This is a genomic window from Actinoplanes sp. CA-252034, assembly GCF_050956125.1.
GTDB lineage: Bacteria > Actinomycetota > Actinomycetes > Mycobacteriales > Micromonosporaceae > Actinoplanes.
Genome location: NZ_CP191846.1, coordinates 326,577 through 351,432 on the forward strand (window position 1 = coordinate 326,577; position 24,856 = coordinate 351,432).

The 24,856-nt window shown below is 67.4% G+C and carries 27 protein-coding genes; 11 read left to right on the plus strand and 16 right to left on the minus strand.

All coding sequences use genetic code 11. The features are described from left to right. Nucleotides 1-92: 92 nt before the first annotated feature. Nucleotides 93-2,078: an acetate--CoA ligase gene (gene acs, locus ACQPZW_RS01510; protein WP_433793053.1), complete on the minus strand. Its 1,986-nt coding sequence runs from the start codon at nucleotides 2,076-2,078 to the stop codon at nucleotides 93-95. A gap of 200 nt (nucleotides 2,079-2,278) precedes the next feature. On the opposite strand from acs, the gene ACQPZW_RS01515 reads away from it, so the two are divergent. Beyond that, nucleotides 2,279-3,010: an oxidoreductase gene (locus ACQPZW_RS01515; RefSeq protein ID WP_433793054.1), complete on the plus strand. Its 732-nt coding sequence runs from the start codon at nucleotides 2,279-2,281 to the stop codon at nucleotides 3,008-3,010. 20 nt (nucleotides 3,011-3,030) lie between these two features. Then, nucleotides 3,031-3,504 (plus strand): PH domain-containing protein, encoded by a 474-nt coding sequence (locus ACQPZW_RS01520; RefSeq protein ID WP_433793055.1) that lies wholly within the window; start codon nucleotides 3,031-3,033, stop codon nucleotides 3,502-3,504. Between the two features lie 493 nt (nucleotides 3,505-3,997). Here ACQPZW_RS01520 and ACQPZW_RS01525 read toward each other — a convergent pair whose 3' ends face one another. From ACQPZW_RS01525 to ACQPZW_RS01585, 13 genes are all read right to left on the minus strand, one after another. Then, a complete protein-coding gene (locus ACQPZW_RS01525) occupies nucleotides 3,998-4,801 on the minus strand; it encodes an HAD family hydrolase (RefSeq protein ID WP_433793056.1) in 804 nt (267 codons plus the stop codon). A 349-nt stretch (nucleotides 4,802-5,150) separates the two neighbouring features. After that, a complete protein-coding gene (locus ACQPZW_RS01530) occupies nucleotides 5,151-6,311 on the minus strand; it encodes a tyrosine-type recombinase/integrase (protein ID WP_433793057.1) in 1,161 nt (386 codons plus the stop codon). A 98-nt stretch (nucleotides 6,312-6,409) separates the two neighbouring features. Then, on the minus strand, nucleotides 6,410-6,754 hold the full coding sequence (locus tag ACQPZW_RS01535) for a helix-turn-helix domain-containing protein (protein ID WP_433793058.1): 345 nt from the start codon (nucleotides 6,752-6,754) through the stop codon (nucleotides 6,410-6,412). 115 nt (nucleotides 6,755-6,869) lie between these two features. Then, a complete protein-coding gene (locus ACQPZW_RS01540) occupies nucleotides 6,870-8,090 on the minus strand; it encodes a DUF3631 domain-containing protein (protein ID WP_433793059.1) in 1,221 nt (406 codons plus the stop codon). Next, entirely contained in the window at nucleotides 8,087-8,968 is an 882-nt protein-coding gene (locus ACQPZW_RS01545) for a bifunctional DNA primase/polymerase (protein ID WP_433793060.1), read from the minus strand. The genes ACQPZW_RS01540 and ACQPZW_RS01545 overlap by 4 nt, the downstream gene beginning before the upstream one ends. A gap of 170 nt (nucleotides 8,969-9,138) precedes the next feature. Beyond that, nucleotides 9,139-9,480, minus strand: a complete 342-nt coding sequence (locus ACQPZW_RS01550) for a hypothetical protein (RefSeq protein ID WP_433793061.1) — start codon at nucleotides 9,478-9,480, stop codon at nucleotides 9,139-9,141. Next, complete coding sequence (locus ACQPZW_RS01555) at nucleotides 9,477-9,761, minus strand: hypothetical protein (RefSeq protein WP_433793062.1); 285 nt, start codon at nucleotides 9,759-9,761, stop codon at nucleotides 9,477-9,479. The genes ACQPZW_RS01550 and ACQPZW_RS01555 overlap by 4 nt, the downstream gene beginning before the upstream one ends. Before the next feature lie 137 nt (nucleotides 9,762-9,898). Next, nucleotides 9,899-12,064 carry a cell division protein FtsK gene (locus tag ACQPZW_RS01560; protein ID WP_433793063.1) on the minus strand — a complete coding sequence of 722 codons (2,166 nt, stop codon included), beginning with the start codon at nucleotides 12,062-12,064 and terminating at the stop codon, nucleotides 9,899-9,901. Beyond that, nucleotides 12,061-12,345 (minus strand): hypothetical protein, encoded by a 285-nt coding sequence (locus ACQPZW_RS01565; RefSeq protein ID WP_433793064.1) that lies wholly within the window; start codon nucleotides 12,343-12,345, stop codon nucleotides 12,061-12,063. The genes ACQPZW_RS01560 and ACQPZW_RS01565 overlap by 4 nt, the downstream gene beginning before the upstream one ends. 15 nt (nucleotides 12,346-12,360) lie before the next feature. Continuing rightward, entirely contained in the window at nucleotides 12,361-12,804 is a 444-nt protein-coding gene (locus ACQPZW_RS01570) for a DUF3307 domain-containing protein (protein ID WP_433793065.1), read from the minus strand. Nucleotides 12,805-12,909: 105 nt separating this feature from the next. Then, entirely contained in the window at nucleotides 12,910-13,689 is a 780-nt protein-coding gene (locus ACQPZW_RS01575; protein WP_433793066.1) for an ABC transporter permease, read from the minus strand. Beyond that, nucleotides 13,686-14,048 (minus strand): RRQRL motif-containing zinc-binding protein, encoded by a 363-nt coding sequence (locus tag ACQPZW_RS01580; RefSeq protein ID WP_433793067.1) that lies wholly within the window; start codon nucleotides 14,046-14,048, stop codon nucleotides 13,686-13,688. Before ACQPZW_RS01580 ends, ACQPZW_RS01575 begins: the two co-directional genes overlap by 4 nt. Further along, entirely contained in the window at nucleotides 14,048-14,329 is a 282-nt protein-coding gene (locus ACQPZW_RS01585) for a DUF6284 family protein (RefSeq protein WP_433793068.1), read from the minus strand. Before ACQPZW_RS01585 ends, ACQPZW_RS01580 begins: the two co-directional genes overlap by 1 nt. A gap of 381 nt (nucleotides 14,330-14,710) precedes the next feature. On the opposite strand from ACQPZW_RS01585, the gene ACQPZW_RS01590 reads away from it, so the two are divergent. Together ACQPZW_RS01590 and cutA are read left to right on the plus strand one after the other, a co-directional pair. Then, nucleotides 14,711-15,319 carry a helix-turn-helix transcriptional regulator gene (locus ACQPZW_RS01590; RefSeq protein ID WP_433793069.1) on the plus strand — a complete coding sequence of 203 codons (609 nt, stop codon included), beginning with the start codon at nucleotides 14,711-14,713 and terminating at the stop codon, nucleotides 15,317-15,319. Next, the gene (gene cutA / locus ACQPZW_RS01595) at nucleotides 15,316-15,639 is read left to right on the plus strand and encodes a divalent-cation tolerance protein CutA (protein WP_433793070.1); all 324 of its coding nucleotides are present in this window, start codon (nucleotides 15,316-15,318) and stop codon (nucleotides 15,637-15,639) included. Before ACQPZW_RS01590 ends, cutA begins: the two co-directional genes overlap by 4 nt. 29 nt (nucleotides 15,640-15,668) lie before the next feature. Here the strand turns inward: cutA and ACQPZW_RS01600 are convergent, their stop codons facing one another. Continuing rightward, complete coding sequence (locus tag ACQPZW_RS01600; protein ID WP_433793071.1) at nucleotides 15,669-15,923, minus strand: GntR family transcriptional regulator; 255 nt, start codon at nucleotides 15,921-15,923, stop codon at nucleotides 15,669-15,671. Nucleotides 15,924-16,109: 186 nt separating this feature from the next. Here ACQPZW_RS01600 and ACQPZW_RS01605 point away from each other — a divergent pair, with 186 nt between their 5' ends. Beyond that, a complete protein-coding gene (locus ACQPZW_RS01605) occupies nucleotides 16,110-16,328 on the plus strand; it encodes a hypothetical protein (protein WP_433793072.1) in 219 nt (72 codons plus the stop codon). A gap of 702 nt (nucleotides 16,329-17,030) precedes the next feature. Then, entirely contained in the window at nucleotides 17,031-19,658 is a 2,628-nt protein-coding gene (locus ACQPZW_RS01610) for an NB-ARC domain-containing protein (RefSeq protein ID WP_433793073.1), read from the plus strand. Between the two features lie 720 nt (nucleotides 19,659-20,378). Here ACQPZW_RS01610 and ACQPZW_RS01615 read toward each other — a convergent pair. Next, complete coding sequence (locus ACQPZW_RS01615) at nucleotides 20,379-20,744, minus strand: STAS domain-containing protein (RefSeq protein WP_433793074.1); 366 nt, start codon at nucleotides 20,742-20,744, stop codon at nucleotides 20,379-20,381. Nucleotides 20,745-20,972: 228 nt separating this feature from the next. Between ACQPZW_RS01615 and ssd the strand changes: the two genes are divergently transcribed. The 5 genes from ssd to ACQPZW_RS01640 all read left to right on the plus strand — a co-directional run bounded on the left by ssd (nucleotide 20,973) and on the right by ACQPZW_RS01640 (nucleotide 24,814). Beyond that, nucleotides 20,973-22,028: a septum site-determining protein Ssd gene (ssd, locus tag ACQPZW_RS01620; RefSeq protein WP_433797385.1), complete on the plus strand. Its 1,056-nt coding sequence runs from the start codon at nucleotides 20,973-20,975 to the stop codon at nucleotides 22,026-22,028. Next, nucleotides 22,025-23,194 (plus strand): TadA family conjugal transfer-associated ATPase, encoded by a 1,170-nt coding sequence (locus ACQPZW_RS01625; protein WP_433793075.1) that lies wholly within the window; start codon nucleotides 22,025-22,027, stop codon nucleotides 23,192-23,194. The genes ssd and ACQPZW_RS01625 overlap by 4 nt, the downstream gene beginning before the upstream one ends. Next, on the plus strand, nucleotides 23,191-23,922 hold the full coding sequence (locus ACQPZW_RS01630) for a hypothetical protein (protein WP_433793076.1): 732 nt from the start codon (nucleotides 23,191-23,193) through the stop codon (nucleotides 23,920-23,922). Before ACQPZW_RS01625 ends, ACQPZW_RS01630 begins: the two co-directional genes overlap by 4 nt. Beyond that, complete coding sequence (locus tag ACQPZW_RS01635; protein ID WP_433793077.1) at nucleotides 23,919-24,119, plus strand: hypothetical protein; 201 nt, start codon at nucleotides 23,919-23,921, stop codon at nucleotides 24,117-24,119. The genes ACQPZW_RS01630 and ACQPZW_RS01635 overlap by 4 nt, the downstream gene beginning before the upstream one ends. A gap of 116 nt (nucleotides 24,120-24,235) precedes the next feature. After that, nucleotides 24,236-24,814 (plus strand): type II secretion system F family protein, encoded by a 579-nt coding sequence (locus tag ACQPZW_RS01640; protein WP_433797386.1) that lies wholly within the window; start codon nucleotides 24,236-24,238, stop codon nucleotides 24,812-24,814. The last annotated feature ends 42 nt before the right edge of the window (nucleotides 24,815-24,856 follow it).

The following is a 24,856-nucleotide window of genomic DNA, read 5'->3' on the forward strand; positions in this document are numbered from 1 at the left end:
TTACCCAATATGGTCCGGTCATAGCACGGGGACCGGCAAATACGACAAAAGGCTGGTGACATACTTCTGTCACCAGCCTTTATTAATTGCCGTCAGTCTTCGGTTTTGGCCGTCTTCAGGCCGGAGGAGATCAGATCCATCACGGTTGAGTCCTGAAGTGTCGTGACATCACCGAGTGACCGGTTCTCCGCCACGTCACGCAGAAGTCGCCTCATGATCTTTCCGGACCGGGTCTTCGGCAGCTCGGTGACGAGCATGATCTGCCGCGGCTTGGCGATCGGGCCGAGCGTCTTGGCCACGTGGTTGCGCAGGTCCTTGATCAACGCCTCGCCCGCCTCGCCCGCGGTGTCCACATTGCCCCGCGGGATGGTGAACGCGACGATCGCCTGACCGGTCGTCGGGTCGGTCGCGCCGACCACCGCCGCCTCGGCCACCGACGGGTGCGACACGAGCGCCGACTCCACCTCGGTGGTGGAGATGTTGTGACCGGACACCAGCATCACGTCGTCGACCCGGCCGAGCAGCCAGAGCGCGCCGTCCTCGTCCTTCTTCGCGCCGTCGCCGGCGAAGTAGATCCAGTCGTCGCCCTGACCGGCGCCGGCCCCGAAGCGGGACCAGTACGTGTCCAGGAAGCGCTGGTCGTCACCCCAGATCGTGCGCAGCATCGACGGCCACGGGTCACGCAGGACCAGGAAGCCACCGCCGCCGTTCGGCACCGACTGGGCCTGGTCGTCGACCACGTCGGCGCCGATGCCGGGCAGCGCGGTCATCGCCGAGCCCGGCTTCGCGGCGGTCACACCGGGCAGCGGCGAGATCATGATCGCGCCCGTCTCGGTCTGCCACCAGGTGTCCACGATCGGGGTCCGCTCGCGGCCGACGTGCTCCCGATACCAGATCCAGGCCTCCGGGTTGATCGGCTCGCCCACGCTGCCGAGGACCCGCAGCGACGACAGGTCGTACTTGGCGGGGATGTCGTCGCCCCACTTCATCATGGTGCGGATCAGCGTCGGCGCGGTGTAGAGGATCGACACCTTGTACTTGTCGACGATCTGCCAGAACCGGCCCCGGTCGGGGGTGTCCGGCGTGCCCTCGTACATCACCTGGGTCGCGCCGTTGGAGAGCGGGCCGTAGACGATGTACGAGTGACCGGTGACCCAGCCGATGTCGGCGGTGCACCAGTAGACGTCGGTCTCCGGCTTGAGGTCGAAGACGGCGTGGTGCGTGTACGACGTCTGGGTCAGGTAACCACCGGTGGTGTGCAGGATGCCCTTCGGCTTACCGGTGGTGCCCGAGGTGTAGAGGATGAACAGCGGGTGCTCGGAGTCGAACGGCTGCGCCTTGTGCTCCGGGCTGGCCTGCTCGACCGTCTCGTGCCACCACTTGTCCTTGTCGGTCCACGCGACCTCCTGGCCGGTCCGGCGGACGACCAGCACGTGCTCGATGCGGTTGGTGCGCGCCACCGCCTCGTCCACGGTCGGCTTGAGCGCCGACGGCTTGCCCCTGCGGTAACCACCGTCGGCGGTGATCACCACCTTGGCGTCGGCGTCGTCGATCCGGGTGGACAGCGCGTCCACCGAGAAACCGCCGAACACCACGCTGTGGGTGGCGCCGATCCGGGCGCAGGCCAGCATCGCGACCGCGGCCTCCGGGATCATCGGCAGGTAGATCATCACCCGGTCGCCCGCGGTCACGCCGAGGTCGGTGAGGGTGTTGGCGGCCTGGCTCACGAGCTTGAGCAGCTCGGAGTAGGTGACGGTCCGGGTGTCGCCGGGCTCGCCTTCCCAGTGGATCGCGACGCGGTCGCCCAGCCCGGCCTCGACGTGCCGGTCCACGCAGTTGTAGGCGAGGTTCAGCTCGCCGCCGACGAACCACTTCGCGAACGGCGGGTTCGACCAGTCCAGGATCTGGTCCCACGGCTTGCTCCAGGCCAGACGCTCCGCCTGCTTCGCCCAGAAGGCGAGCCGGTCGGACGCGGCCTCCTCGTAGGCGTCGGCCTTCACGTTGGCGTTCGCCGCAAGGTCGGCGGGCGGCGGGAACTGCCGCGTCTCCGAGGACAGGTTCTCCAGTGTCTCGCTCATGAGGGCGGCTCCTCTGCCGTGACCGGGGTCTCTTCAAATGCACACTAGTTGCGCGGAAGGCTTTGTGCCGTCGCCCGCGCCCGATGGTGTCGTGCGCGCGCCGACCGGCGGATCGATGCTCACTACTGCGCGAATCTTGCCAGTTCCGCGCTCATTTGTGCACCCCGTGTTTCCGTACTTTTACCGGTTACCGTGTTCACGTGGATCCACTTGCCCCGTTGCTCGACCTCGCCGAGGTCGCGCCCGCCTTCGCGAGCGCACGAGAAGCCGTCGACGCCGCCCACAAGCATCGCGCGCTGCGCCGACACGGCGGCCAGGTCGCCGCGGAGGCCAGCCTCCGGGCCGCGGTCGCCAGCGCGGCGCTGGAGGGCAACCGATACGACCTCGACGAGGTACGCGACGGAACCGTCACCGACCCGGTCGTGCAGGGCGCCCTCCGCGTCGCCGAGGCGCTCCCCGGCCTCGTCGACCTCTGGCCCCGCGCGCCCCGCCAGGCGCTCGCCAAGCTTCACGTGCTCGCCGCACGCGGCGTCGTCCACGACCACGACCTCGGTCGTCTCACCGGCGGCGCCGAGCGGATCGACGCGCTCGCCGGTCTCGTCGCCGGCAACGAGACCACCCCGCCGATGCTGCTCGCCGCCATCGTCCACGCCGAGCTGATCACCCTGCGCCCGTTCGCCGGCCCGGCCGGAGTGGTGGCCCGCGCCGCCGCCCGCCTCGCCCTCACCGCCCGTGGCTTCGACCCCCGCGGCCTGGTCGTGGTCGAATCCGGTCACCTCGCCCGCGAGCCTGAGTACGTCGGGTCGGCCGGCGCCTACGCCACCGGCACCCCGGACGGGGTGCGCTCGTGGCTGCGGCACTACGCCGCGGCGATCACGGCCGGTGCCGGAGAAATCAGCGTGATCGGAGACGATGTGCTGGCCGCCGTCTGAACAGCGGCATACTTCTCTGCGTGGGTTCGCACTGGGTCCGTCCCTATCCGCCGGGTTCCGGCCGCTGGCTCGTGATCGTCTGGGAAGCGGTGGCCCTGGGGCTGCTCACCTGGGCGTCCATCCGCCAGTTCGACCTGATCGGGCACGGCGTGCGTGCGGTCGCCGTCATGCTCGCCGGCGTCTGGCTGATCGGGGCCTGGCGGATCATCCAGCACGGGGTGTATGTCAGCAGCGAGGGCGTGCTGATCCGGGGCCTGCTGCGGTCGCGCATCCTGCGCTGGCGTGACATCGCCGGGGTGCACCTGCACCACGCCACCCATCGGGTCGGCCGGTGGGAGCTGCAGCGGGACACGACCGTGCTGATCGAGCGGCACGACGGCGCCACGGTCAACACCGAGCTCTGGGCCCAGGGGGTCGACTTCCACGCCCGGCCCAAGCTGTTCCGTGCCGTCTACCAGGAGATCCGGCGGCGGCACCAGGCCGCGGCGAGCTGAGTCGCCACCCCGACGGCCGGCCGGGAGATTGAAGAGCCGGCGTCCCTCGCGGGGGCGCCGGCTGCGCGCGTCCGGACCGGGTTATCAAGCGTGCACCTGAGTCGTTGTCGACGGTCCAGCGCCCCGCGGGGCGGAGGTCCCGTCGCAACGTGCCTGCCGTGGCTGATCGCGCGTGGGTTCCCGGTGGCCGTGCACGGTGCCCGAGGTTCCGGGCCCGCGATTCATTTCTACGCCGCCGGCGGCATGATCGCCAGATTTCAGCGGGAATGGCGGCCGAACGGCGAATACTCAGACCGATGTACGCCGCGAGCCCCGTCGATGGGGGCTGATTGCGTCGTCGCCCGGCACTCTCCGGTGACGTTGTCGCTTGTGGGGGCGAGTAGCGCTGCCGGTGGGGCCGCATACGCCCGGCGGTCGCGTTGCGGTCCGGTGCCGGAATGGCCTCGCGGGGACAGCCACGGTGCCTATTCGTGGCCGTACAGAATGATTGTCTTTATGCGACCGAGGCGGCGCGGGCCCGCCGAAGTCGACCGTATAGAGCAACGCCGATGGCAACGCCCACGCCGACGCTCAAAGCCGCGGCGACCGGCACCGCCGGGCGATCGCGAAGGCGCCTTCCCAGGGGTACGGGATGACGGAACTCCAGAATCGGCCAGGAGCGGAGCGCGGCCACCCGGCGCAGTGTGCGATCCGGATTGACGGCACTCGGATGGCCGACCGCCTCCAGCAGCGGCAGGTCGCTGCTGGAGTCCGAATAGGCGTAGCAGTCGGCGAGGTCGTAACCGCGCTCGTCGGCCAGCCGCTGGACGCCGACGACCTTGGCCGGACCGGCCGAGTAGAACTCCACCGCACCGCTGTAACGGCCGTCGACGATCGCCATCCGCGTGGCGATCACGTCCGTGATGCCGAGCAGCGCGCCGATCGGGCGGACCATCTCGTCGCCGGAAGCTGAGACGAGCACCACATCGCGGCCCGCTGCCTGGTGCTCGGCGATCAGTGCGGCGGCCTCCGCGTAGACATACGGATTGATCAGTGTGCCGAGCGTCTCGGCGACGATCTGTTGCACCTGCTCCACTCGCCAGCCCTTGCACAGGGCGGCCATGTAGTCGCGGGTGCGGGCCATCGACTGCTCATCGGTGCCGCCACCCAGCCGGAACATCAGCTGGGCATAGGCGGTCTTCACCACGTCACGTCGGCTGATCAGGCCATCCCGATAGAACGGCCGTCCGAAGGCCAGCGCACTGGACTTGGCGATGACGGTCTTGTCGAGATCGAAAAAGGCGGCGCTCAGGCCCACGGGCCGAAAGTGTAGCCGCACCACGCCTGTGCCGGTTGTCCCGTACGCCCGATGCGCCCTGCCGTGACAGCCCGTGAAATCGGTCAGACGGGTAGGAGCCGGTCCAGTCAGTCGCATTCGGTACTCGACGTGGAGCGTGATCCTGAGGCAGACTTGTGTTTGCTACGAGGTGTGTGTTGTTCCCGTTTCAACCAGTAACCCAGAACCTCGGACTCTCAGGCCACGGTGATCGCGCCCCCCGCGATCACCGGGTGATTCGGCTCGACCCCCCGGAGCCGAATCCCAGGACGGCCCCCGTCTCCCCCGACGGGGGTCGTTCCCTTTCAGGGACCGACCCCCGATCGTGCTCCTATGCAGGTAGCGGCAGTGCCGCCCCGCCCTCGTCATCCTCATTCGGGTGTTGCGGGGCCGGAAAAGTCAGCAGATCGTCAGCACAGGGGTCGAAAACGCCCCGGACAAGCGCCTGATAGTCGGTCGGGGCGTGGGTGTAGCGGTCGAGGGTCGTGGACGCGTTGGCATGCCCCATCACCTTCTGGACGGCGTTGACGGGTACGCCCTCGGAGATGAGCCATGTCGCATACGAATGGCGCAGGTCGTGAAACCGAAGGGTCGTCGGCAGGCCGGAGCGAGCCAGCGCGAGACTCCACACCTCCCGGCGGAAGTTGCCACGGAGGATCGGGGTTCCGTGCCGGGTCGGAAAAACGAGGTCCGTAAGCGCGGGCGGCTCGCGGAACCGTCCTAGATGAGCGCAGAGCTCTGACTTCAAAAACGAGGGGAGCGGCGCGGTGCGAACACCGGCCTTCGTCTTCGGGTACGGCCGGAGGGTCACGCCATGGGGAGTCTCCTCGGCGACCTGGACCACGCGCACCGTGGCCGCGTCGAGGTCGAGCGCGCTCCACGTGAGCCCGGCACACTCACCCCAGCGCAGACCCGCTCCGGCGGCCAGACAGACGATGGCCTTGTGCCGGACGGGAACGGCCGGCAGCAGCTGGCCGAAGAACTCGTCGCGGGTGATCGCCGAGGAGCGCTGGGCGGTCTCGCGTGCCTCCCGGCGCACCTTCACACCCTCGGCCGCGTTGTACGGCAGGATGCGCGCCCGGACAGCTGTGCCCAGGATGGCCTTCAAGAGGCCGTAGCACTTGGAGACGGTGGGCGGAGCGAGTCTGGTACCCAGCTCTACCACCCACTCCTGAACCGACATGTAGTCGATCTGCGCGAGCTGCAACGCGCCCCACCGGGGCACGAGATGCGTCCGCAGGAGCGACATTGTGCGCTCTGCCGTCCGGGCCTCGACCTCCCTACCGAGGAGCCATCGCGCGGCGAATTCAGCAAACCGGACCTTGCCCGCGTCCGGATCGACGTAGGTACCCCGGTGCTTGCTGCTCTCGACCTCGGCGAGGTGGGCATTGGCTGCCTTCTTGGTCTTGAACGTCTTGGCTTTCTGCTTGCCGGACGGGTCGCGCCAGTTGGCACGCCAGTTGCCCGAAGGGGTTGAGATGACGTGACCCACGGTGATGGATCTCCTTTGAATGGGATGTCGTCGCGGGATGGCATGCCGGTGGGTGCGGCCATGTCGAGATGGCCGCACCCACCGGGGTCACGCTGGGGTCAGGCTCCGCGCCGACTACGGCGACGGGTGATGGCGGCGAGCACTTCGGCGTGCGCCTGCTCGATCGGGGCGAGGCCTACGGGCGAGACCGATTCGGGCTCGGCGTGGCAGGCTTCCAGCCAGGTATGGAAACGGCCCCTCGGGACGACCCAACGGCCGCCCAACTTGATCGCGGGGATCTCTCCGGAACGGATCAGGGCGTAGGTGCCGCCCAGATTGAGCGAGAGCATCCCGGCTACCTCCTTGACGGTGTACACCACGCGCCCGACCGGGGCGGGAGTCTCGGCATCGGCAGGTGTGGTCGGGCTGGTACGTGGGGTGAAGTCGTAGATGCGGGCGTTCACAGGGCGATACCTCCAAGGAGGGGTCCGAGAGGTGGTCCGTCGGGGTAAGCCGTCCCAGCCGTCCCAGCCGTCCCGTTGCAGGTCAGGGCTGGGACGGCTTGGCGGGTGGGACGGCTCAAGCCGTCCCGGTGGCATCGGCCGGCGGCGGGGGCATCTCGTCGTCGAGGGTGGGCTGGGACGGCTTGAGCCGTACCACCGTGGCGAGCCGTCCCGTGGTTGAGCTGGGTGGGGACGGCTGGGACGACTGGGACGGCTCACCGTCGGGGTCGGGGGAGTAGCGCTGCCACGCGTCGGTGAAGTCGGCGCGTTGGTAGCCCTTGGCCTGCCCGGTGGTGAAGCGGATGTTGCCGGAGGTGATGTCGTACTCGCGCAGCAACGAACCGAGCTTCATCGCGGTCAGTCCGGTTCCGCCGTAGTCGGCCCACGGTGCCTCGGGGTCGGCTTTGAGTCGGTCGAGCAGCACGGCGGTCGGAATCGCCTCGTGCGGACCGAACGCGGCGCGACAGTCGGTCAGTAGCCGGATGCGGTCGGAGGTGACGGTGTGTCCATCGCGTTCGGCGGTGAGGGCTTCAGCAGCGTGCCGTCCCCGGTCGGGCCAGTCGCCTCCGGCGAGATCGGCGATGGCGATCACCGGTTCCCACGTGTCGGCGGCCCGATCTTCCAGGGGCATGACCGGCTCGGCGCGTTCGAGGGTGGGCACGTGTCCGCGTACCCACTGGTTGAGGTCGTTGGCGATCTGCCGAAGGCCGGGGCCGTCGCGGCGCTGCCGGTAGGGTGCGACCTTCTCGCCCTTGGCGCGTCGGCGCATCCGGATGACCACGGCCCGGTCCTCGATGGTGTCGGGCATCTGCCCGATCCCGGCGAGCGCGGCCATGGCGAACGTGGCGATCTTCTCGACCCGCTTGGTGTTGCTGTCGTAGCGGATCGTGGGCCGGTTGCGCTGGTGACCGGCGTTGAGCAGGCCGCGTAGGTCCTCGTTGGCTTCGGCCTGCTTGCCACCGAAGATCGTGTCGGCCTCATCAAGCAGGATCGTCGGTGGGTCGTCGGTGCCGATCGACCGGTAGACGGCTGCCGGAGATGCGTTGACTGTGATCAGCGGGTTGTGGCAGGTGCCCTCGACGATGTCGAGCAGCCTGCTCTTTCCGCAGCGCTTCTCCGGGGCGCGGATCACAAGGCGGGGCGCGTACGCCCATGCAGGCACGGCGTGACTGGCCGCGATCCACAGGGCAACGGCGTCGATCGCTTCCGGCGACGGCAGCACGACGTACTTGGTCAGCGTCTCGTGGAGGCGATCGAGGATCGCGGTTCCCTCGATGATCCGGTGAGGCCTGGTCATGCGGCGATCCCTTCGGTGGGGACGGCTTCGGCGCGGAAGCCGCTCGTGATGGCCGCGCGGGTGTCGCGGTCGGTCTGTCCGGCGTCACGTCCGGCCGTGTAAAGCGCGGTGTAGGCGTCGGTGGCGGTGATCGCTCCGGCGGTGACCATGCGGCCGATGCCGCGTGCCGCGCCGTAGAGGACGTTGCGGCGGTGGCCCTCGGGGGCGGTAGCTACTGCGTGCAGGTTGGCGGCGAGCAGGGCGGCAGGGTCGGAGATGCCCTCCCCCCGGTGAAGTGGGGTGACGGTGCCGACGGGTGTCGCGGTCGGCGCGGGGATCGGCCGGCACAACGCGACCAGCGGCGGGGGCATCTCGATGACGTCCCGGCCGCCGAGGCGCCGGTACGCCTCACCGGTGTCCGGGTGGATCGACGGCGGGGCCACGATGTAGCCGCCGTCGGCCTTGAGGTCGACGCCGGGGTGGCCGTGGAGCTTCGCGGCCAGGGCGCCCCCGGGGTGGCGGTAGTACAGATGCCAGCCACCGGAACCGGTCCGTACCGCCCGGGTGGCGGGCATCAGGTCGTGGTCGATAGTGCCGCCGTTTCGCGGGTCGATGTCGACGACGGCCAGGTCACATACGCGACCGGTCCGGATCGCCAGCAGCCCACCGGGCACCCGTTGGTGCATGGCGTTGATCCGGGCCGGGTCGCGGGTGGCGGCATAGAAGCCGTGGCAGGTCAGGTGATCGCAGGCTTCCGGGTCGTGGGCGTTGTCGGCTTCGGCTTTCGGACAGGTCGAACAGTTGGCGACCGGCCGTTTGCGTCGGCCGAGCAGGAAAACGGGATAGCCCTCTGCGGCCAGCGCGAGCGCGGCGGGCAGGGTCGGGACACGGTCGGGCATAGACGACTCCCAGAGATTCGCAATGGACGGCGCTTCCGGGTGGCCGAGCAGGGCGGCCGGGGTGTGCGCGGGACAACGCGGTCCGGGCAGGTAGCGGCGGACATGATCGGTGGCGAGGCAGTACCGGCGCTCGCCACCGATCCAGTGGCCGCAGACGGGCGGCCGGGCCATCAGGCGGCCTTGTGGCCGATCGCCGGTCGCGGGGTGCCGCTGGTCAGGCTGTCCGGGCGCATGGCGTTGACGGCCTGGATGAGGCGGCGGATGAGGTGCAGGGTGAGGCCGACCTGCCGGACGGCGATCGGGTCGCGGTGGTCGAGGCGTACGCGGATGGTGATCTCGGCGTATTCGCGGTCACCGGCCTGGACGCGGGTGATGACGCCACGGCCACCGGTTGCGTCGGCGATGAGGTCCGGCGACCGATGTGTGTCGATCCCGCATCGGTGATCGCGGCTGCACCAGTCGGGGTGATCGGTGATGCGCCGTTGGATGCGGGCCATCGTCCGGGCGGTCATCGGGTGCCCTTGTCGTGGAGCTCGCGGAGGCTGTTGATGATCCGTCGGCCGATCCTGAGGCGGCGGCCGTTGCCGTCGCAGCGTCGGCACAGGCCGAACGCCTTGCCGAACGGGGAGCGGCGTTTGCCGGTGCCGTCGCATCGGCGGCATGCGCCGAACGGCCAGAGCCAGCAGCCCAGTCCGTAACCGAGAGTCATCAATACAGCGGTGATGAAAAGCAGTCCGAACAGGATGCCGGACGGGTCATCGGTGGGGGTAGCGGTAGCGGCGTGGAAGGACACGGAAATGCCTCCAGAGCGGTTTTCGCTGGTGGGAGGGGTGCCGCCGCTACCCGCTACCGGCCTGTGTCTGTGCTGACCAGGCCGGTAGCGGGTAGGGGTAGCGGTCGCGCTACCGGTAGCGGAAGATCCGCTACCAGTCAGGCGCTCTTGCGACGGCCGATCGCGGTGTCGATGTCGGCCAGTCGGCAGCCACGCGACACGGTGCCCTTGACCTTGACGCTCACGCTCGGTACATGCTCGCGGAGCAGTGCCGAGACGGCGTCGGCCGTGGCGTCGGCGTAGTGCTCCGGCAGCCGGTCGGCGAGACGCTCGGCGATCGTGCCCCAGTGCAGACCCGGCTCACCGGGCAGGAACACCGAGCGGACATCGGCGAGGCTGTCGCGGAGCTCGCGGGCGACCTTCTCCCCAGCGGCGTCGCCGGTGAGAGTGCCGGCCGCTTCGCGGTGCTTGCGGGCGGCGGTCAGGATGCGCTCGGCGTCGGTGTGATCGGCCAGGTACGTCCGCACGGTGGCGGTGTCGTCGCTGTGGCCATAGAGGATGCCCACACCCGCGTACTGCTTGCCGTTGGGCAGCGCGGACGCGTCGAAGCCTTCGGCGTAGGCGTCGCCACCGAGCACCGCCTCAGACACGATGCGGTTGCCGCAGCGCAGCGCGAAGCGGACGCCGTGGTTGTCGCGGTAGCGGTTGAACAGGCGGCCGACGTCACCGGCGCCGACGCCGGAGGGCTTCTGCGACGACGACAGGATGATCACCCCTGCCGACGGTCCGACGGCCATGATGAACGCCAGCAGCGCGGCGATCTCCTTGTTGATGTCCTGATCGTCGGTCTCGAAGTAGGTCTGGAACTCCTCCATGACCAGCACCCACACCCGCAGCAGCGGGTACTTGCGCGACAGCTCTCGGGTGAGCTTGCCTTCCGGGCACTCCGAGGTGGGCAGGCTTGCGAGGAAGTCGTTGACGTCCTCGATGTGCTTCTTGACCTCCCGCAGCATCTCCAGCAGATGCTCGATCGGGTCGTTGTCGCGGGAGTTCGGGACCACACCGCAGACGAACCGGTGCGCGATCAGGCGGAACTTGTCCCAGTCGGCCGACATCTTGCCGTCGGCCAGCAGCAGCACCGTGTACGGGTCGAGAGCGGCGTACAGGGCCAGCAGCCGCGTGGCGAATGTCTTGCCCTTACGCGGCTGAGCTCCGACCAGAACGCTGATCCACATCATCAGCAGGCCGACGTTGCGGTCTCGCTCATCCTTGCCGAACGGGGCAGGCTGCCAGATGTCACGCGGCTTGCAGTCCAGCAGCGGAGTACGCCCCGCCGGGATGGCGAGCGGGTCGCGGTCGGCGACGAACAGCACGTGTCGCCGGTGCGAGCTGGGGTCGCGGCTGATGTACACCTGGTTGATCGACACATCGAGGCCGGACGCGATCGCTCCCTTGGCCTTGATGACGTCGTCGAACGTCTTGCCGTACGGAAGGTCGATGGTGACCTGGGAACCGGTGTTCGCCGAGTCGCGGGCCATCGTCGAGCCGAACGCGATCTGCTGGCGCGGCCGGTCCGGGTGGCCGAGTCCGGCAGCGTAGTACGCCCGCAGGATGATGTCCGGGTCGATGCGCCGGAATCGGCCGGCGACCGTGGCCGGGGTGATGATCGGCCGATCCTCGGGGCGGCCGATGTGCGCCAGGAACGCCACCAGCCCGGCGCCGATCGCCACCAGCGCCCACATCGGGGCGGTTGCGTACAGGATTGGTCCGCCGATCAGCAGCGTGATCAACCCGGCGAGCAGCACGATGCCGCGCCACATGCGGGTGGCCTTGACCTCTCGGTGCAGCTTGAGCCACATCGCCGGGTCGTTGGCGTCGGCGGCGGCCTGCCGCAGCCCGTACTGCTCCGACACCCACCACCATTTGATCTGGCGGCCGAGTAGCCGGAACAGGCCGACGATCGACCAGAACGCGGCCAGCAGCGTGTACCAGGGCGAGCGCAGCACGTGGAAGCCGAGTCGGTAGAGACCGATCGCGGTCGCCTGCTTCGCGCTGTGCTTGATATTGGGCCAGGTGTTCCAGCCGACCGGCACGATCGGGATTCGGCCGGCCGATCCGGTCGGCGGCGGGTCCACCAGCGCTCCGCCACGAATCGGCTCGTCGTCCAGGGCGACCGCGTAGTGCGTCTCGGCTGACCCGGTTCCGGCCTTGCGGGCACGGGCCGTGCCCAGGTCCACCACGTCGGCACCGGGCAGGTTCGCCACGTCGTGTTCGGCGGCGCTCCAGTCGAATCCGTCAGGGTTGGGAGTGGGGTTGTCACTCACGGACGGTCCTCCGTTGCGTCGGTCGTACCCGGGTCTGCGAGGGGAGAGAGCTGCGACGATGCCGCCGGGGTGAAGGTGTAGAGGAAGCCGAAGAGGGTCGACTGCAAGCGCACGTAGTCGGCACCGGACCGGATCGGCGGGTAGCCGTGCGCGGCGAGCACCTTGCCGACGTCGGTGGTCAGGCCGAAGGTGAATCGGGTGTCATTGGCCGGAGCGGGCATCGGGTAGACGGCGGGCTCGGTCCAGGTCGCCGGACCGGCGGACAGTTCCTGTGTGGTCATCAACAGGTCTTCCGTTCAGGCGATGATCAGCGCGGCGACGAACAGCCACGCGTAGTGGAAGGACTGATCGAGGGCGTAGGCGCCGGTACCGAGTGACGGGTTGTCGTCGCGTCCGGGCCGGGGCACACCGAGGGCGTAGAACCGGTCCGCGCCGACCAGCACGGCGAGCCGCTTCAGCGGCGTACGCCGGTCGGCGATGTAGTGCGTGACCGCAGAGACCGTCAGACCGGCCACGACACGCCACGGGCTCAGATCGAGATCGAGCGCGACGGCCAGGGCGACGACGGCGACGGCCGCCGTGGCGGTGTAGCTGGTCACGTGTCCGGCGCAGGCGATGCGGCCAGACCAGCCGGGATGCCCCTTGCGGTCGGCCTGGTGCTGCGTCTGGACCCAGTGATCGGCGATCTGGTGGGCGACCCACAGAGCGATGAACACGGCAGCGAAAGTCGCGGCCGTCATGGTGCTTGCCATACTGGTGACCTCCCAAAAGGTCCTGGTGGCTGGAGGGGAGACCGACGGCACGGCACGTTGCTTGCAGGCCTTGGGCCGTGCCGTCGGGCGGAGCTATTTGCTCTTGTGCATCAGGTGCGCCAGGGCCGCGCCCATGCCGAGCACGGCGACCGGGATGCAGGAGACAGCCGCGGTGATCTGCCACGGGGCGGTGGTCCACCCGGCGGCGGCCATCAGGTGATAGGCGACCTGCCCGAGTCCGCCGAGCAGCAGCGACGCCAGCGCCGACCACTTCGCGAATGCGCGAGCCTCGCCGATGGCCAGACCGGACAGCCACGCGTAGAGCGCGTACGCGGCGTACGTCTCGACGCCGATCGGCAGCGTGATCGCCGTGTTGATCTGGAAGTCGGAGATGCCGGGGAGCAGGGTGACCATGCCGAAGCCGGTCAGTTTGCCCATCTCCACCCAGCCGCCCCAGATCGCGACGAACGCGGGGAGACACAGGATCAGGACCGGCCACACGACCGGGCGACGCCGCTTCGGTTCTGGCTCGGCGGCCTGCTCCGGGACATACGGGGCGACCGTGACCGGCTCGGCGATCGGGCGAGGCGCGCCGATCAGCGGGGGCATCTCGTCCGGCACCACCAGGGGCGGCACGGGCGGCACCGGGTCGGTGGACGGGGGCGGTTCGACCGGCTCGGGATCGGCCGGCGTGGCCGGGGCCGGGGCGAGCGCAGCGATCAGTGCGTTGGCCTTGTCGGATCCGACGCGGAAGGTCTTCATCAGCGTGTTGCGGCTCGGCAGCTTGCCGAGCTGGTCGGCCAGGTCGCGGGCGTGCGGGATCAGCTCGTCGACGGTGCGCGGGTAGGCGCTGCCGGTCGTGGTGGCGGTCATCGGTTCTCCCAGCAGTTCAGGCACTCGCCGAGCGAGCGCGGGATGCAGTAGGGCCGGACAACCCGGCAGGTCGAGCAGGTACGGCGAGCGCGCATCGCCTTGGCGAGCGCCAATCGCACGGCCGGGGTGGCGGTGCGCTTCGGCCGGGCCAGGTCGGTGCGGTAGAGGTAGGCGACGCGGTTGCCACCGACACCGCGCCACATGACCTGAGCGGCGATCGGCTGACCACCGGGGCAGAGGCCGTGTTCGCGGAGCTGGCGGCGAGTGGCGAACCCGGCCGGGGCACCCCGCCACCAGAAGGTGGGAATGCCGTACCGGGTGCCGTCCGGGTCATGGAACGCGGCCCGGATGCGGGCCATCAGGCCGCGCGCTCCTGTTCGATTCGGTGAGTCATCCGCATGACGTAGGCGATCGTCTGGCGGATCACCTCACGCTCGGCGCGGCGAGCGCGTCGGACAGCCATCCGGGTGACGTGGCCACGGTCGATGGCGGCCAGCAGCGTGAACTCCGCGAGCGCCGCCTCGAACTCAGCGGCGAGCAGAGGTTCCGAGTCCTCGATCGCCGCCAGGTCAGCAGCGGTCGGCTCGGAATCGAAGTCGAAATCCCTCACGGGAAGTTCCTCCAGGAGCAGGGCCGACACGATGGCCAGCGTGCGAACACGCCAGACACCGCGCCGACCAGCGAAAGGGTTGAGGGGTGCGCCGCACCTGAGCCCGGCGCGCGGTGGCCTTATTCGGAGGGAAGCCACGAGCCCTGGTGGAGCAGTTGTCAGAGAACAAGGCACGTACCGGCCTTCCTGCCTGAGCAGCAGGCGCACCGGAACCGCCATGGGACTCACTTGCCAACAGCCATGCCGAGCAGGAAAAACAGGCATGCTGTGACTTCTAAGTCCCCGGTGAGGGGACTTATCCGTCCCCTGAAGCATGAAGACTCTTCCGTCCCCCTGTCAAGGACTAATCCGTCCCCGTAGGGACCGAGGGGTCTCCTTGCAGGGACTCATCCGTCCCCGGAAGATGAAGGCATGGAGATGGCAGACGTCCTGCGACAGCGCCGAGCCGAATTGGGCATGTCCCAGGTCGACCTCGCGACGGCTGCCGGAGTGGACAAGCGACAGATCAGGCGTTACGAGGCTGGCGAACAGCAACCCGTGCTGTCGGTTGCGGTGGCAATCGCAAACGCACTAAAGATCTCGGTCGGCGAGCTAGCCGGCATCCCGAGCCACAAGGTGAACCTCTCGGGCGACTGGTGGACGTCGTGGCAGAGCTTCAAGGACTCCCAGGAGGTCATCGCCGTACAGCCGGTGCAGCTCCGCCAGCAGGGTGACCTGATCAGCCTTCAGACGATCGCCCGGGGAAGGCCGGTCGAGGACGGCGGCTACCACTGGCGCGGTGAGTTGCGCGTATGGGACAACGAAGTCCTCATGGGGTGGTACGCAGCCGATGACGGCTCCATCCGATCCAAGGGCACGCTGTACTTCGTGCTTCACCCGCACGGGCAGCGGCTTGAGGGGCGATGGGTAGGCATGAGCCATGACGGGAAGATCGTCACCGGCTTCGGCGGGATGGCTCGCACCGAAGACGAGGCACGCGACGCGATCACCAAGCTTCGCGACCAGAAAGAGGCGGCATGAGCGACGAAGTGTGCGAGGTCTTCATCAACGCGCCTGAGGTCGATTGGCTTATCGAATTCACTCGACGCTTGGTGAACGACCGGCTCGTTGCGTCGGGCAACGTCATCGAGCCCATCCGGTCCATCTACCGCTGGCAGGGCCAGATCTACGACAAGCCAGAGGCCCGGGTCGTGCTGCACACCCGGAGCAGCCTCGTACCCCAGATCATCGACCGGGCGAACCGCGAACACCCCTACGAGGTTCCGTCAGTCGTCGCGATGCCGTTCTTCGGGAATCCCGCCTACGTGCAGTGGATCTTAGAAGAAACCATCGAGCCGTGATGTGCGGTCCAGAGGGCACACGGCGTCACTCAGTTGCCTTCGGCCGGCCCAGACTCCGGCTTCGCAACGTAGGTCCCTCGTTGCGGCACGGTGAAGACCAGTCCGCGCTCACGAAGTACCGCCACGGCACGGCGCGCGGTTCCGCGCGCCACGCCGAACTCCTGGACGAGTTGGAACTCGCTGGGGATGGGCCGGTTTGGCTGCCAATCTTCGCTAGCAATCCGCTCAGCAAGTATGTCGGCGAGCTGGAGATAGGGCGGCACGGGTCCATCTGGCTCGATCACGCCCTGAAGGTAAATGATCGCCGTCGACCAAATAGCTCCAACTACGTACTTGTACGTCCTAGAACGAGCTTGTACAAGCAGATACATGCAAGGTCTTCGCATGCACTCGTGCGCTGCGCAAGACGCGTCAGGACGCTCCCGGCGACCACCAGGCCGTGGACATCCCCAACTCGCACGCTGGCCCAAATGGAAAACATCAACAAGGGACGTGGGGCATTCATGTCACGGAGTAAGTGGAAATTGGTATCTGAAAACGGCTCTCCCCAGATCGATGAATGGGGTGCCTCAGAAACTGAACGTTTCTCCGGGCAGAAGATCCCTCTGCTGGCCCTGCTGGCGGAAGATCCCCGGAACGGACTGGTACGCCTTGCCCCTGGGGTCTACGAGGGACCGAAGGCCCCATGACCATCGACCACACTGCCGCACGCCCGTCGTGGGACTGCGATGCATGCGACCAGACGTGGCCCTGCGATCCGGCCCGTGAATCACTGCGAAGCGAGATGCCCCCTATCGAGTTGGCCACCTATATGTGGAGTCGTCTCGACGAAGCGGTGTTCGACCTTCCACCCACTCCGCCGGCCGAACTGTTCGAGCGGTTCTTGAAGTGGACACGCTGAGCTTGTCGCATCACGGCTTACTCCACCCCAACATGCCTGCGTCATCAAGGGCAACCACGGTGCATGCCGGCAAGGGCGCAGGGCGCGGCCAGCGGTGGGCACCCAACGCGCGTTTTCTGCAGCAGACGAGTGCTCCTGCTGAAGTTGAGCACGCTATTCGGCCTAGGTCCACCGCGTCGGCCTTCGGCGAGCGTTCGATAATTTCCATGCAAAACGATACCAACCAACGTCTTATTGCGCCGTTCGTGACTGCTCTTTCCCGTAGAATTATATTAGTTTCAGTAATCCTGCCTGATCTGCATGAACGACGTATCAGGGTCCTCATCAACTTAGATCCAGTAGTAATCCTATCGTGTAATAGACATTGTAAACCTATTCCACAAAATTCCCCTGCACGCTACAATAGCGCGCGCGGAGCCTGAAGGGTCGTGACGGTGCGGCCACCTCATTTCTCGCACAAGCTTAAGCACTCACTGAAAGCGAGAGTACCTTGTCGGATGAGATTAGCGGCGCCGTGCAGACTAGCTTTCTTCCGGCACGAAGGATGCTCGAACGCCTAGAGCTGGCACGTGAAGATTCCGATCCGGCCTATTTTCTCGAACTCATGTACCTCGGAGAAATGCTAGTAAAAATCCTTGTAGTCGAGCTACTGGCTGGAATGAACGATGATCGAGAACGGCATCGATATGCTCTCGAGTATCGGCTTCTTCGCGCAGATGGCATTGGAGAATGGGCTAGCATCCTTGATGAGGCCGTTCAGGGCACAGCAAGCCAATATCTAGCAGACTCGGTTAAAGATTCTCAAAGATCATTGACTGTAAACTGCTCTCCGGATGACTCCGGATGGCAACGAGCAGCAATTAATAGCCTACACCGGGCTTGTAAAGAGATTGATGCTAGCGTTGAGGACATCCACAGCAGGCGCTCAAATCTAAGAGCTTGGGTACGAACCTTTGTCTGGCTCAGAAACCGAACACGCGGTCATGGCGCCACCAAGACGGATCGTCTTTCAGCCGCTTGTCCTGAACTGCACAAGTCGCTTACCCTTGTACTTTCCAATTCTCCCGCATTCCATCGCCCATGGGCGTTTCTCAAGAGGAATCTGTCTGGCAAGTACCGCGTAAGTTCTTTCGGGGGAGACCAAGACAAATTCAGTTATCTGAAGAGAGACCGGGAGCAGTCACTCCCCGATGGCGTTTATGTCTTCATTGATTCACCCAACAGAACACCTCTCCTATTTTCGGATCCTGACTTAACTGATTTCTTCCTGCCTAATGGAGGTTTCCGGAAGCAAGCTTTCGAAGCCTTGTCATACATCACTGATGAAAGGCGGGAGCAAGACGGATCCGCCTATATGCTACCGGTCGAAGCTCTGCCAGCAAGCGAGACTGCCGCCGCGCCGGATTTAGATGTGGTGGGGAACGTATTCACCAATATGCCGCCGCGTCGACACGGTTATGTAAAGCGTGCTGCGCTAGAAGAAGAACTCATTACTCGCCTTACTGACAACCGGCATCCCGTTGTCACGCTTCAGGGTCGAGGCGGGATCGGGAAGACGTCGTTGGCTCTTGAGGTTCTTCATCAGCTTTCCATGAACAACAACGCCTTCGCCATTATCTGGTTTAGCGCACGTGATATTGATTTGCTGGCAGAAGGTCCCCGAGTTGTAAGAGCCGACGTCCTAACGGTAGAAGACATAGCGCGCGATTTTGCGGCGATGATGCGGCCTGGCGAAAATTTAAAATCGAAAGAAGCGCTAACGTACATTACCGAATGCCTTTCGGGTGCGGCAAGCAACGGCCCATTTGTGTTTGTCGTCGACAACTTCGAGACTATTCGCGGTCAGGCTGAACTCTATGCGTTCCTCAGCAATGCGGTCCGATTGCCGAATAAGGTTCTTATCACAACAAGAACCCGAGACTTCAAAGCCGACTACCCTATCGAAGTGAGAGGAATGGCGCGTGAAGAGTTCGCCGACCTTGTAAGCGACACCGCCTCTAGGCTAGGAATAAACAATCTCTTAGATGAGGCCTATAGGGACGACCTATTTGACGAATCGGGTGGGCACCCCTACATTGCCAAGGTAATGCTCGGAGAAGTTGCCAGCGCTGGCCGAAAGATTTCTGTAAAGAGGGTTGTTGCGTCGAAGGATACGATGCTTGACGCTCTATTTGAGAGGTCATATGCGGCCCTCACTCCGGTTGCTCAGCGCGTCTTTCTAACTCTTTGCAGTTGGCGCTCCATCGTTCCTAGGATTGGCTTGGAAGCCGTTCTTCTCCGACCGGCAAATGAACGTATGGACGTTGAGCGCGGACTTACCGAGCTAGAGCAGTCTTCCCTTATTGAGACGGTCCTAGACGAAGCTGACGATGGTGAGTTTTTGTCAGTTCCCCTTGCCGCTTCACTGTTTGGCAAGAAGAAGCTTGTGACAAGTCCACTGAAGATTGCGGTCGATGCAGATCTGCAGCTCATCAAGGGATTTGGAGCAATGACTAGTACCGACCTAGGACAAGGGCTTGGGAGGAGGATTGATCGACTTGCTCGCGCCATTGCGCAGCGAGCCGAGAGCGGCGTTGATATCACTCAGGAACTCGCTGTCATCGAATATATTGCGTCCGAGTACCCACCCGCATGGCTAACGCTCGCCGAACTTCAGCGAGACTACGTGGGTTCTGTTGAAGATGCCGTCCAGTCCGTCAATCGATACCTGGAATCTAATCCCAACGATGAAGATGCATGGCGCAGAGTAATCTCTCTGCACCGAGCAAAATCTGACTCGCTCGCAGAAATGCACGCCCGGCTCCAGCTTGCTGAGATAGCCACCCTGCCGCTAAGTGAATTGAGTGCCGCCGCTTCACGCCTCAATGGTCTCTTGTTCAGAAAAGAAATAGATCTCGATGCAGATGAGAAGCGGCTTGTTATTCGAAAATTCCGTTCGCTAATCGAGGCCCGTGCTGATGAGGCAAACGCTAACGAACTCTCCACACTTGCTTGGCTCTGCATTTACGAGAGAGACTTCACCGCAGCAAGCAGATGGGTCTCCGCTGGCCTTGAGCAGGATCCCGAGAATTCTTACTGCCTGAAGATGAAAAGTCGACTAGCGAGCGAGGCAGAGTAGAAATCACGAGTCTGCCGGGAGTTTTAGCGAATTTTCCGGCAGGCTCGGGAGAACCCTTGATCTAGATTCGCTGGCGCTCTCTTATCGGCAAAACCGCGCAGTCGTAATTTCATCTTTGATCTCGCGGTCCGTAACGCTGTGTCATCCGTCGTAGGCGTGGCGCACCCATGACTCATCGACGTTCGCAGTGATGGTCGCGACCAATAGAGTGGAAGCTATCGATGTGTTGGAAGGGTTTCGGAGTGGTTGAACCGACTGCTTGAACCGGCAGGCTGACGCCTTGTTCGAGCTGACGAGCGGCCCCGCCGTACGAGATAGACGGCAAGTTGAACCCTATGCCAGAACCCGGCGGCCGAGCAGCGGGGACAAGGCCGTCAAGGCCCGTCCTACCCGGCGTGTACCGAGCTGTACAGCACTCACTCATCACAGCGGCACTGCGGTCCTGCTCAGCGGTGGTGCCACGACGTAGAGCCGTGTCGCCCTGCGGAGGCGTCGCTTCACAATTACCTCGTCATCGATGCCCAGCGGGGTGACCCGTTCCTGAGCAACAAGTAGAAGCCAGTCAGCAGAAAGTCAGCGGCCCGACCGGCAACCGACGACAACGGATGGCAATCGATCTTGTCAGGCGTGAGGCTGGCTGCGGGGTTCGGCCGCCGGTGCTGTTCAAGATCGGGTCGTTGCCGTCTCCCCCGACGGGGGTCGTTCCCTTTCATCGACCGGTCACCCGTGACGGCTCCATGCGCCCGTCGCCTGTGACGGCTCGTCGATCGTCTCGCTCAATCCGAAGACTTCGGAGAGGCCGGTGACCATCAGCACCCGGCGGAACGTGTCGCTCGGATTGACCACCCGGAAATCGATTCCGGCCGCGACCGCCGCCCGGTAACCCTCGATCAGCGCGCCCAGACCCGTCGAGTCGATGAACGTGGCGTCCCGCACATCGACCACGATCGACGACGGCGAGCACTCGGCGAGCGCGTCCCGGATGCCCAGCTCCACCTCGCCCGCGTTCGAGAAGTCGATCTCGCCCGACACGGTGACGGTGATCGTGCCGTCGTCGGCGAGCGTCGTGCGGATCGAGTTCTCCATACCCACTCCATCGTTCCGGGAGCACGACAACATACCCGACACGGGCCCGGACCATGCCTGCGCTTAGCAGATCGTCGCGGCGGGCGGCGGTTGTCCACGGGTCCACGTTGTCCACAGCCGGACGGTCCCGGCGGTTGTCGAGGCCGTGCCGGTCCGGCGACGGTGGGCGCCCCAAGCCGCCGTCCCCGCTGGAGGTCAGCGATGCCCGCCCCGCGCCGCCCCCTGATCGTGACCGCCGACCCGGACCTGCTCGACGCCCTGCTGCGCCTCGCCGCGGCGGGCGGCGTCGAGGCCGAGGTGTCACCCGACCCGGCCGGCGCCCGCGCCCGCTGGTCCGCCGCTCCACTCGTTCTCATCGGCGCCGACCAGGCCATCCCGTGCCTGCGTGCCCGTCTGCCCCGTCGCAGACGGCTGTTCCTCGTCGGCTTCGACGGGCGCTCCGACCCGGCCTTCTCGGTCGCCGACCTGATCGGCGCGGAGAACGTGGCGGTCCTGCCCGCCGCCGAGCCCTGGATCGTCGACCAGCTCACCGCCGGCGATCGGCCCGCACCACCGGCCGACGGCCGCACCCTCGCGGTGATCGGCGGCCGGGGCGGCGCGGGCGCCAGCATCCTCGCCGCCGGGCTCGCCACCACCGCGGTGCGATCCGGCTACCGGACCCTGCTCATCGACGCCGACCCGCTCGGCGGCGGCCTCGACCTGGTCCTCGGTTGGGAACAGGTCGGTGGGCTGCGCTGGCCCGGCCTGACCGGCGCCGACGGACGCGTCGACCCGCCCACCCTGCTCGGCGCGCTTCCGCACCGCGGCGAGCTGGTGCTGCTCTCGTTCGACCGGGACGAACTGCCCGGCGTGCCGATCGAGGCGATGGCGGCGACCCTCGACGCGGCCCGCCGCGGACGTGACGTGATCGTCGCCGACCTGCCCCGGCAGCTCGACGACGCCGCGGTGCTCGCACTCCAGGCCGCCGAGCGGACCGTGCTCGTCGTCCCCGCGGAACTACGCGCCACCGCCTCCGCGGCCCGCACTGCGGCCACCGTCGCGGCCCACTGCGAGGACATCGCCGTCGTCGTGCGCGGCCCGGCGCCCGGCCGGCTCAAGGCCCGCGAGATCGCCCGGGCCCTCGGTCTGCCGCTGGCCGGCACCCTGCGGCCCGAGACGTCGGTGTGCCAGGGCATCGAACGGGGGACGGCGCCCACCGCCGACGGCAAGGGCGCCCTCGCCGACCTCTGCCGGCGGCTCGTCGACGACCTCATGGGCACGCCCGGGAAAGCGGCCGTGGCATGACGGTCGCCGATCGGGTGCGCCGGCGGTTCGCGTACGACGGAAGGGAGGCGACCCCGGCCGCGGTCGTCGACGCCGTACGCCGGGACACCGCGGTGCTCGGCGACACGGCTGTGCTGCGGATCGCCGGACTGGTCCAGGACGAGCTGATCGGCGCCGGACCCCTGGCCCCGCTGCTCACCGACCCGAACGTCACCGACGTACTCGTCAACGATCTCCGGGTCTGGGTCGACCGGGGCTCAGGCCTCGAACGCTCGTCGATCCGGTTCACCGACTCCGCGGAGGTGCGGCGACTCGCCCAACGGCTCGTCGCGGCGTGCGGACGGCGGCTCGACGACGGGCAGCCCTACGCCGACGCCCGCCTCTCCGACGGGACCCGCCTGCACGCCGTACTCCCGCCGGTCGCCACGAACGGGCCGCACCTGTCGCTGCGCACCTTCCGCCAGCGGCCCTTCGGCCTCGACGACCTCGTCCGGTACGGAACGGTTCCGGCCGACGCGGCGGAGGTGCTGACGGGAGTGGTGGCGGCGCGGCTCGCGTACCTGGTCACCGGCGGGACGGGCAGCGGCAAGACCACCCTGCTCGCCACGTTGCTCGGGCTCGTGCCGCCGACCGAGCGGATCGTGCTCGTCGAGGACGCGGCGGAGCTCCAACCCGTGCATCCGCATGTGGTGGCGCTTCAGGCGCGTACCGCCAACGTGGAGGGCGCCGGCGCGATCGGGCTCAGCGACCTGGTCCGGCAGGCACTGCGGATGCGCCCCGACCGGCTGGTCGTCGGCGAATGTCGTGGAGCCGAGATCGTCGACCTGCTCGGCGCGCTCAACACCGGACACGAAGGCGGCGCCGGCACCCTGCACGCCAACGCGCCCGCCGACGTGCCGGCCAGGCTGGAGGCGCTCGGGTTGCTCGGCGGGCTGCCGCGAGCGGCGTTGCACGCCCAGGTGGTCGCCGCGCTCCAGGTGGTTCTGCAGGTCCGGCGTACGGCTGAGGGCCGTCACCTGGAGTCGATCAGCGTGCTCGCCCCGGCCGGTGCGGACCGGCTGGCCACCGTGGTTCCGGCGTGGCAGCGCGATCGAGGGCCCGGGCCGGGCGCGCCGGTGCTCGCACGGCTGCTGGCCGATCGCGGGGAGACCGTTCCGGCCGCTCTCCTTCCCGGGCGGTCGTCGTGACCTGGGTGCTGGCGGTGCTCCTCATCGGTGGGGCGGTCCTCGTCGCCCGGCCGGGGGAGCAGGCGCGCGATCGGCTTCCGGGGCGGCGGTCACGGATCGATGCGGGCGGGCTCCGGCGTAGCGTCCTCGGGCTTCTCGACGGGCCGGCGTGGCGATCCATGCTCACCGCGTCCGCGTTGGCCGGTGTCCCGGCAGGCCTGTACGGCGGGCCCGTCGCCACCGTCGTCGCGGTGGTCTACGCGCTTCTCGCCACCCAGGAATGGCGCCGCCGATCGGGGCGGAGACGAGCCGCCGATCAGCGGGCCACCCACCTCGACGACCTCACGTCCCTGGTCGCCGACCTGCGAGCCGGTATCCCGCCGGCGGCCGTCGCGACATCGCCCACGGCGCCCGGCCGCATCGGACGACTGACCGAAGCCGTGTGGCGACTCGCCGAACGTACCGGCGCTCCCGCCGCCGACCTGCTCGAACGGATCGAGTCGGACGCGCGGGCCGCCGAACGCTCGGCCAAGACCGCCCACGCCCACGCGGCCGGCACCCAGACCACGGCGATCCTGCTCGCGGCCCTGCCACTGGCCGGGATCGCGCTGGGGCACGCGATCGGCGCCGATCCGGTCGGGGTCCTGCTGTACACCCCGCTCGGCGCGGCCGGCGCGGCTGCGGCGCTCGTCCTCCAGTTCGCCGGGCTGAAGTGGGCGCAGCGGCTCACCGAGGGAGCGACCCGATGACGGCGGACTGCGGGGTGGCGGCACTGCTCCGGGCCAGCGGACCGGTCCGGGTTCCGCTGCGCGAATGCTGCGTGGCCGCGCTCGTCGGCGCGGACGGGGCCGTCACCAGTTGTGCGGCCGCCGCCTCACCGACCCCCACCCCTGCCGGACCTGTCGTCCCGGCTCCGCCGTGGCAGCCGGTCGAGGTGACCCGGTGACCGGCGTCGTCGTGGCCGCGTGCACGGTGGCGGCCGCGGTCCTGTTGTTGCTGCCGCGTGGCCGGCTCCGGCTGTCCCGCCCCGCACCGCGACAGGCGTCCACCGAACGGACACGGCTGCTGCTGTCCGTGTCGGCCGGACTCGCCGTCGCCGGTCTGATCGGCACCGGATGGGGTCTGATCGCCGGAACGGCCGCCGGAGTCGGCACGGATCGCTTCCTGCGCGGACGCGAACCCGCCGAGGTCCGCCGCGAACGGCAGGACGCCCACGCCGATCTGCCCCTCGGCGCGGATCTGCTGGCCGCCGCCCTCCGGGGTGGAGCCGCGGTGGACCGGTCGATCAGTGCTGTCGCCGAAGCGCTCGGCGGCCCGCTCGGGGAACGGCTCCAGCGCACCGCCCGGTCACTGCGGCTCGGCGCCGAACCGGCGGAGGCGTGGGGGCATCTGACCGGGGTGCCACAGGCGGAGCGGCTGGTCGCGGCGGCCGTCCGCTCCAGCGCGAGCGGTGGCGCGCTGGCCGGAGCACTGGAACGCCTCGCCGGTGACCTGCGGGCCGACCGTGCGGTGGCGATCGAGGCCGCAGCCCAGCGGGCCGGCGTCCTGATCGTGCTGCCCCTCGGGCTGTGCTTCCTGCCGGCGTTCCTGCTCACCGGCCTGATGCCCACCGTGATCGCGATCCTCGGCGACGTCCTGTGACTCGGCGCCGCCCGTTCCCCGGCGGCGTGCAGTGAAAGCCCC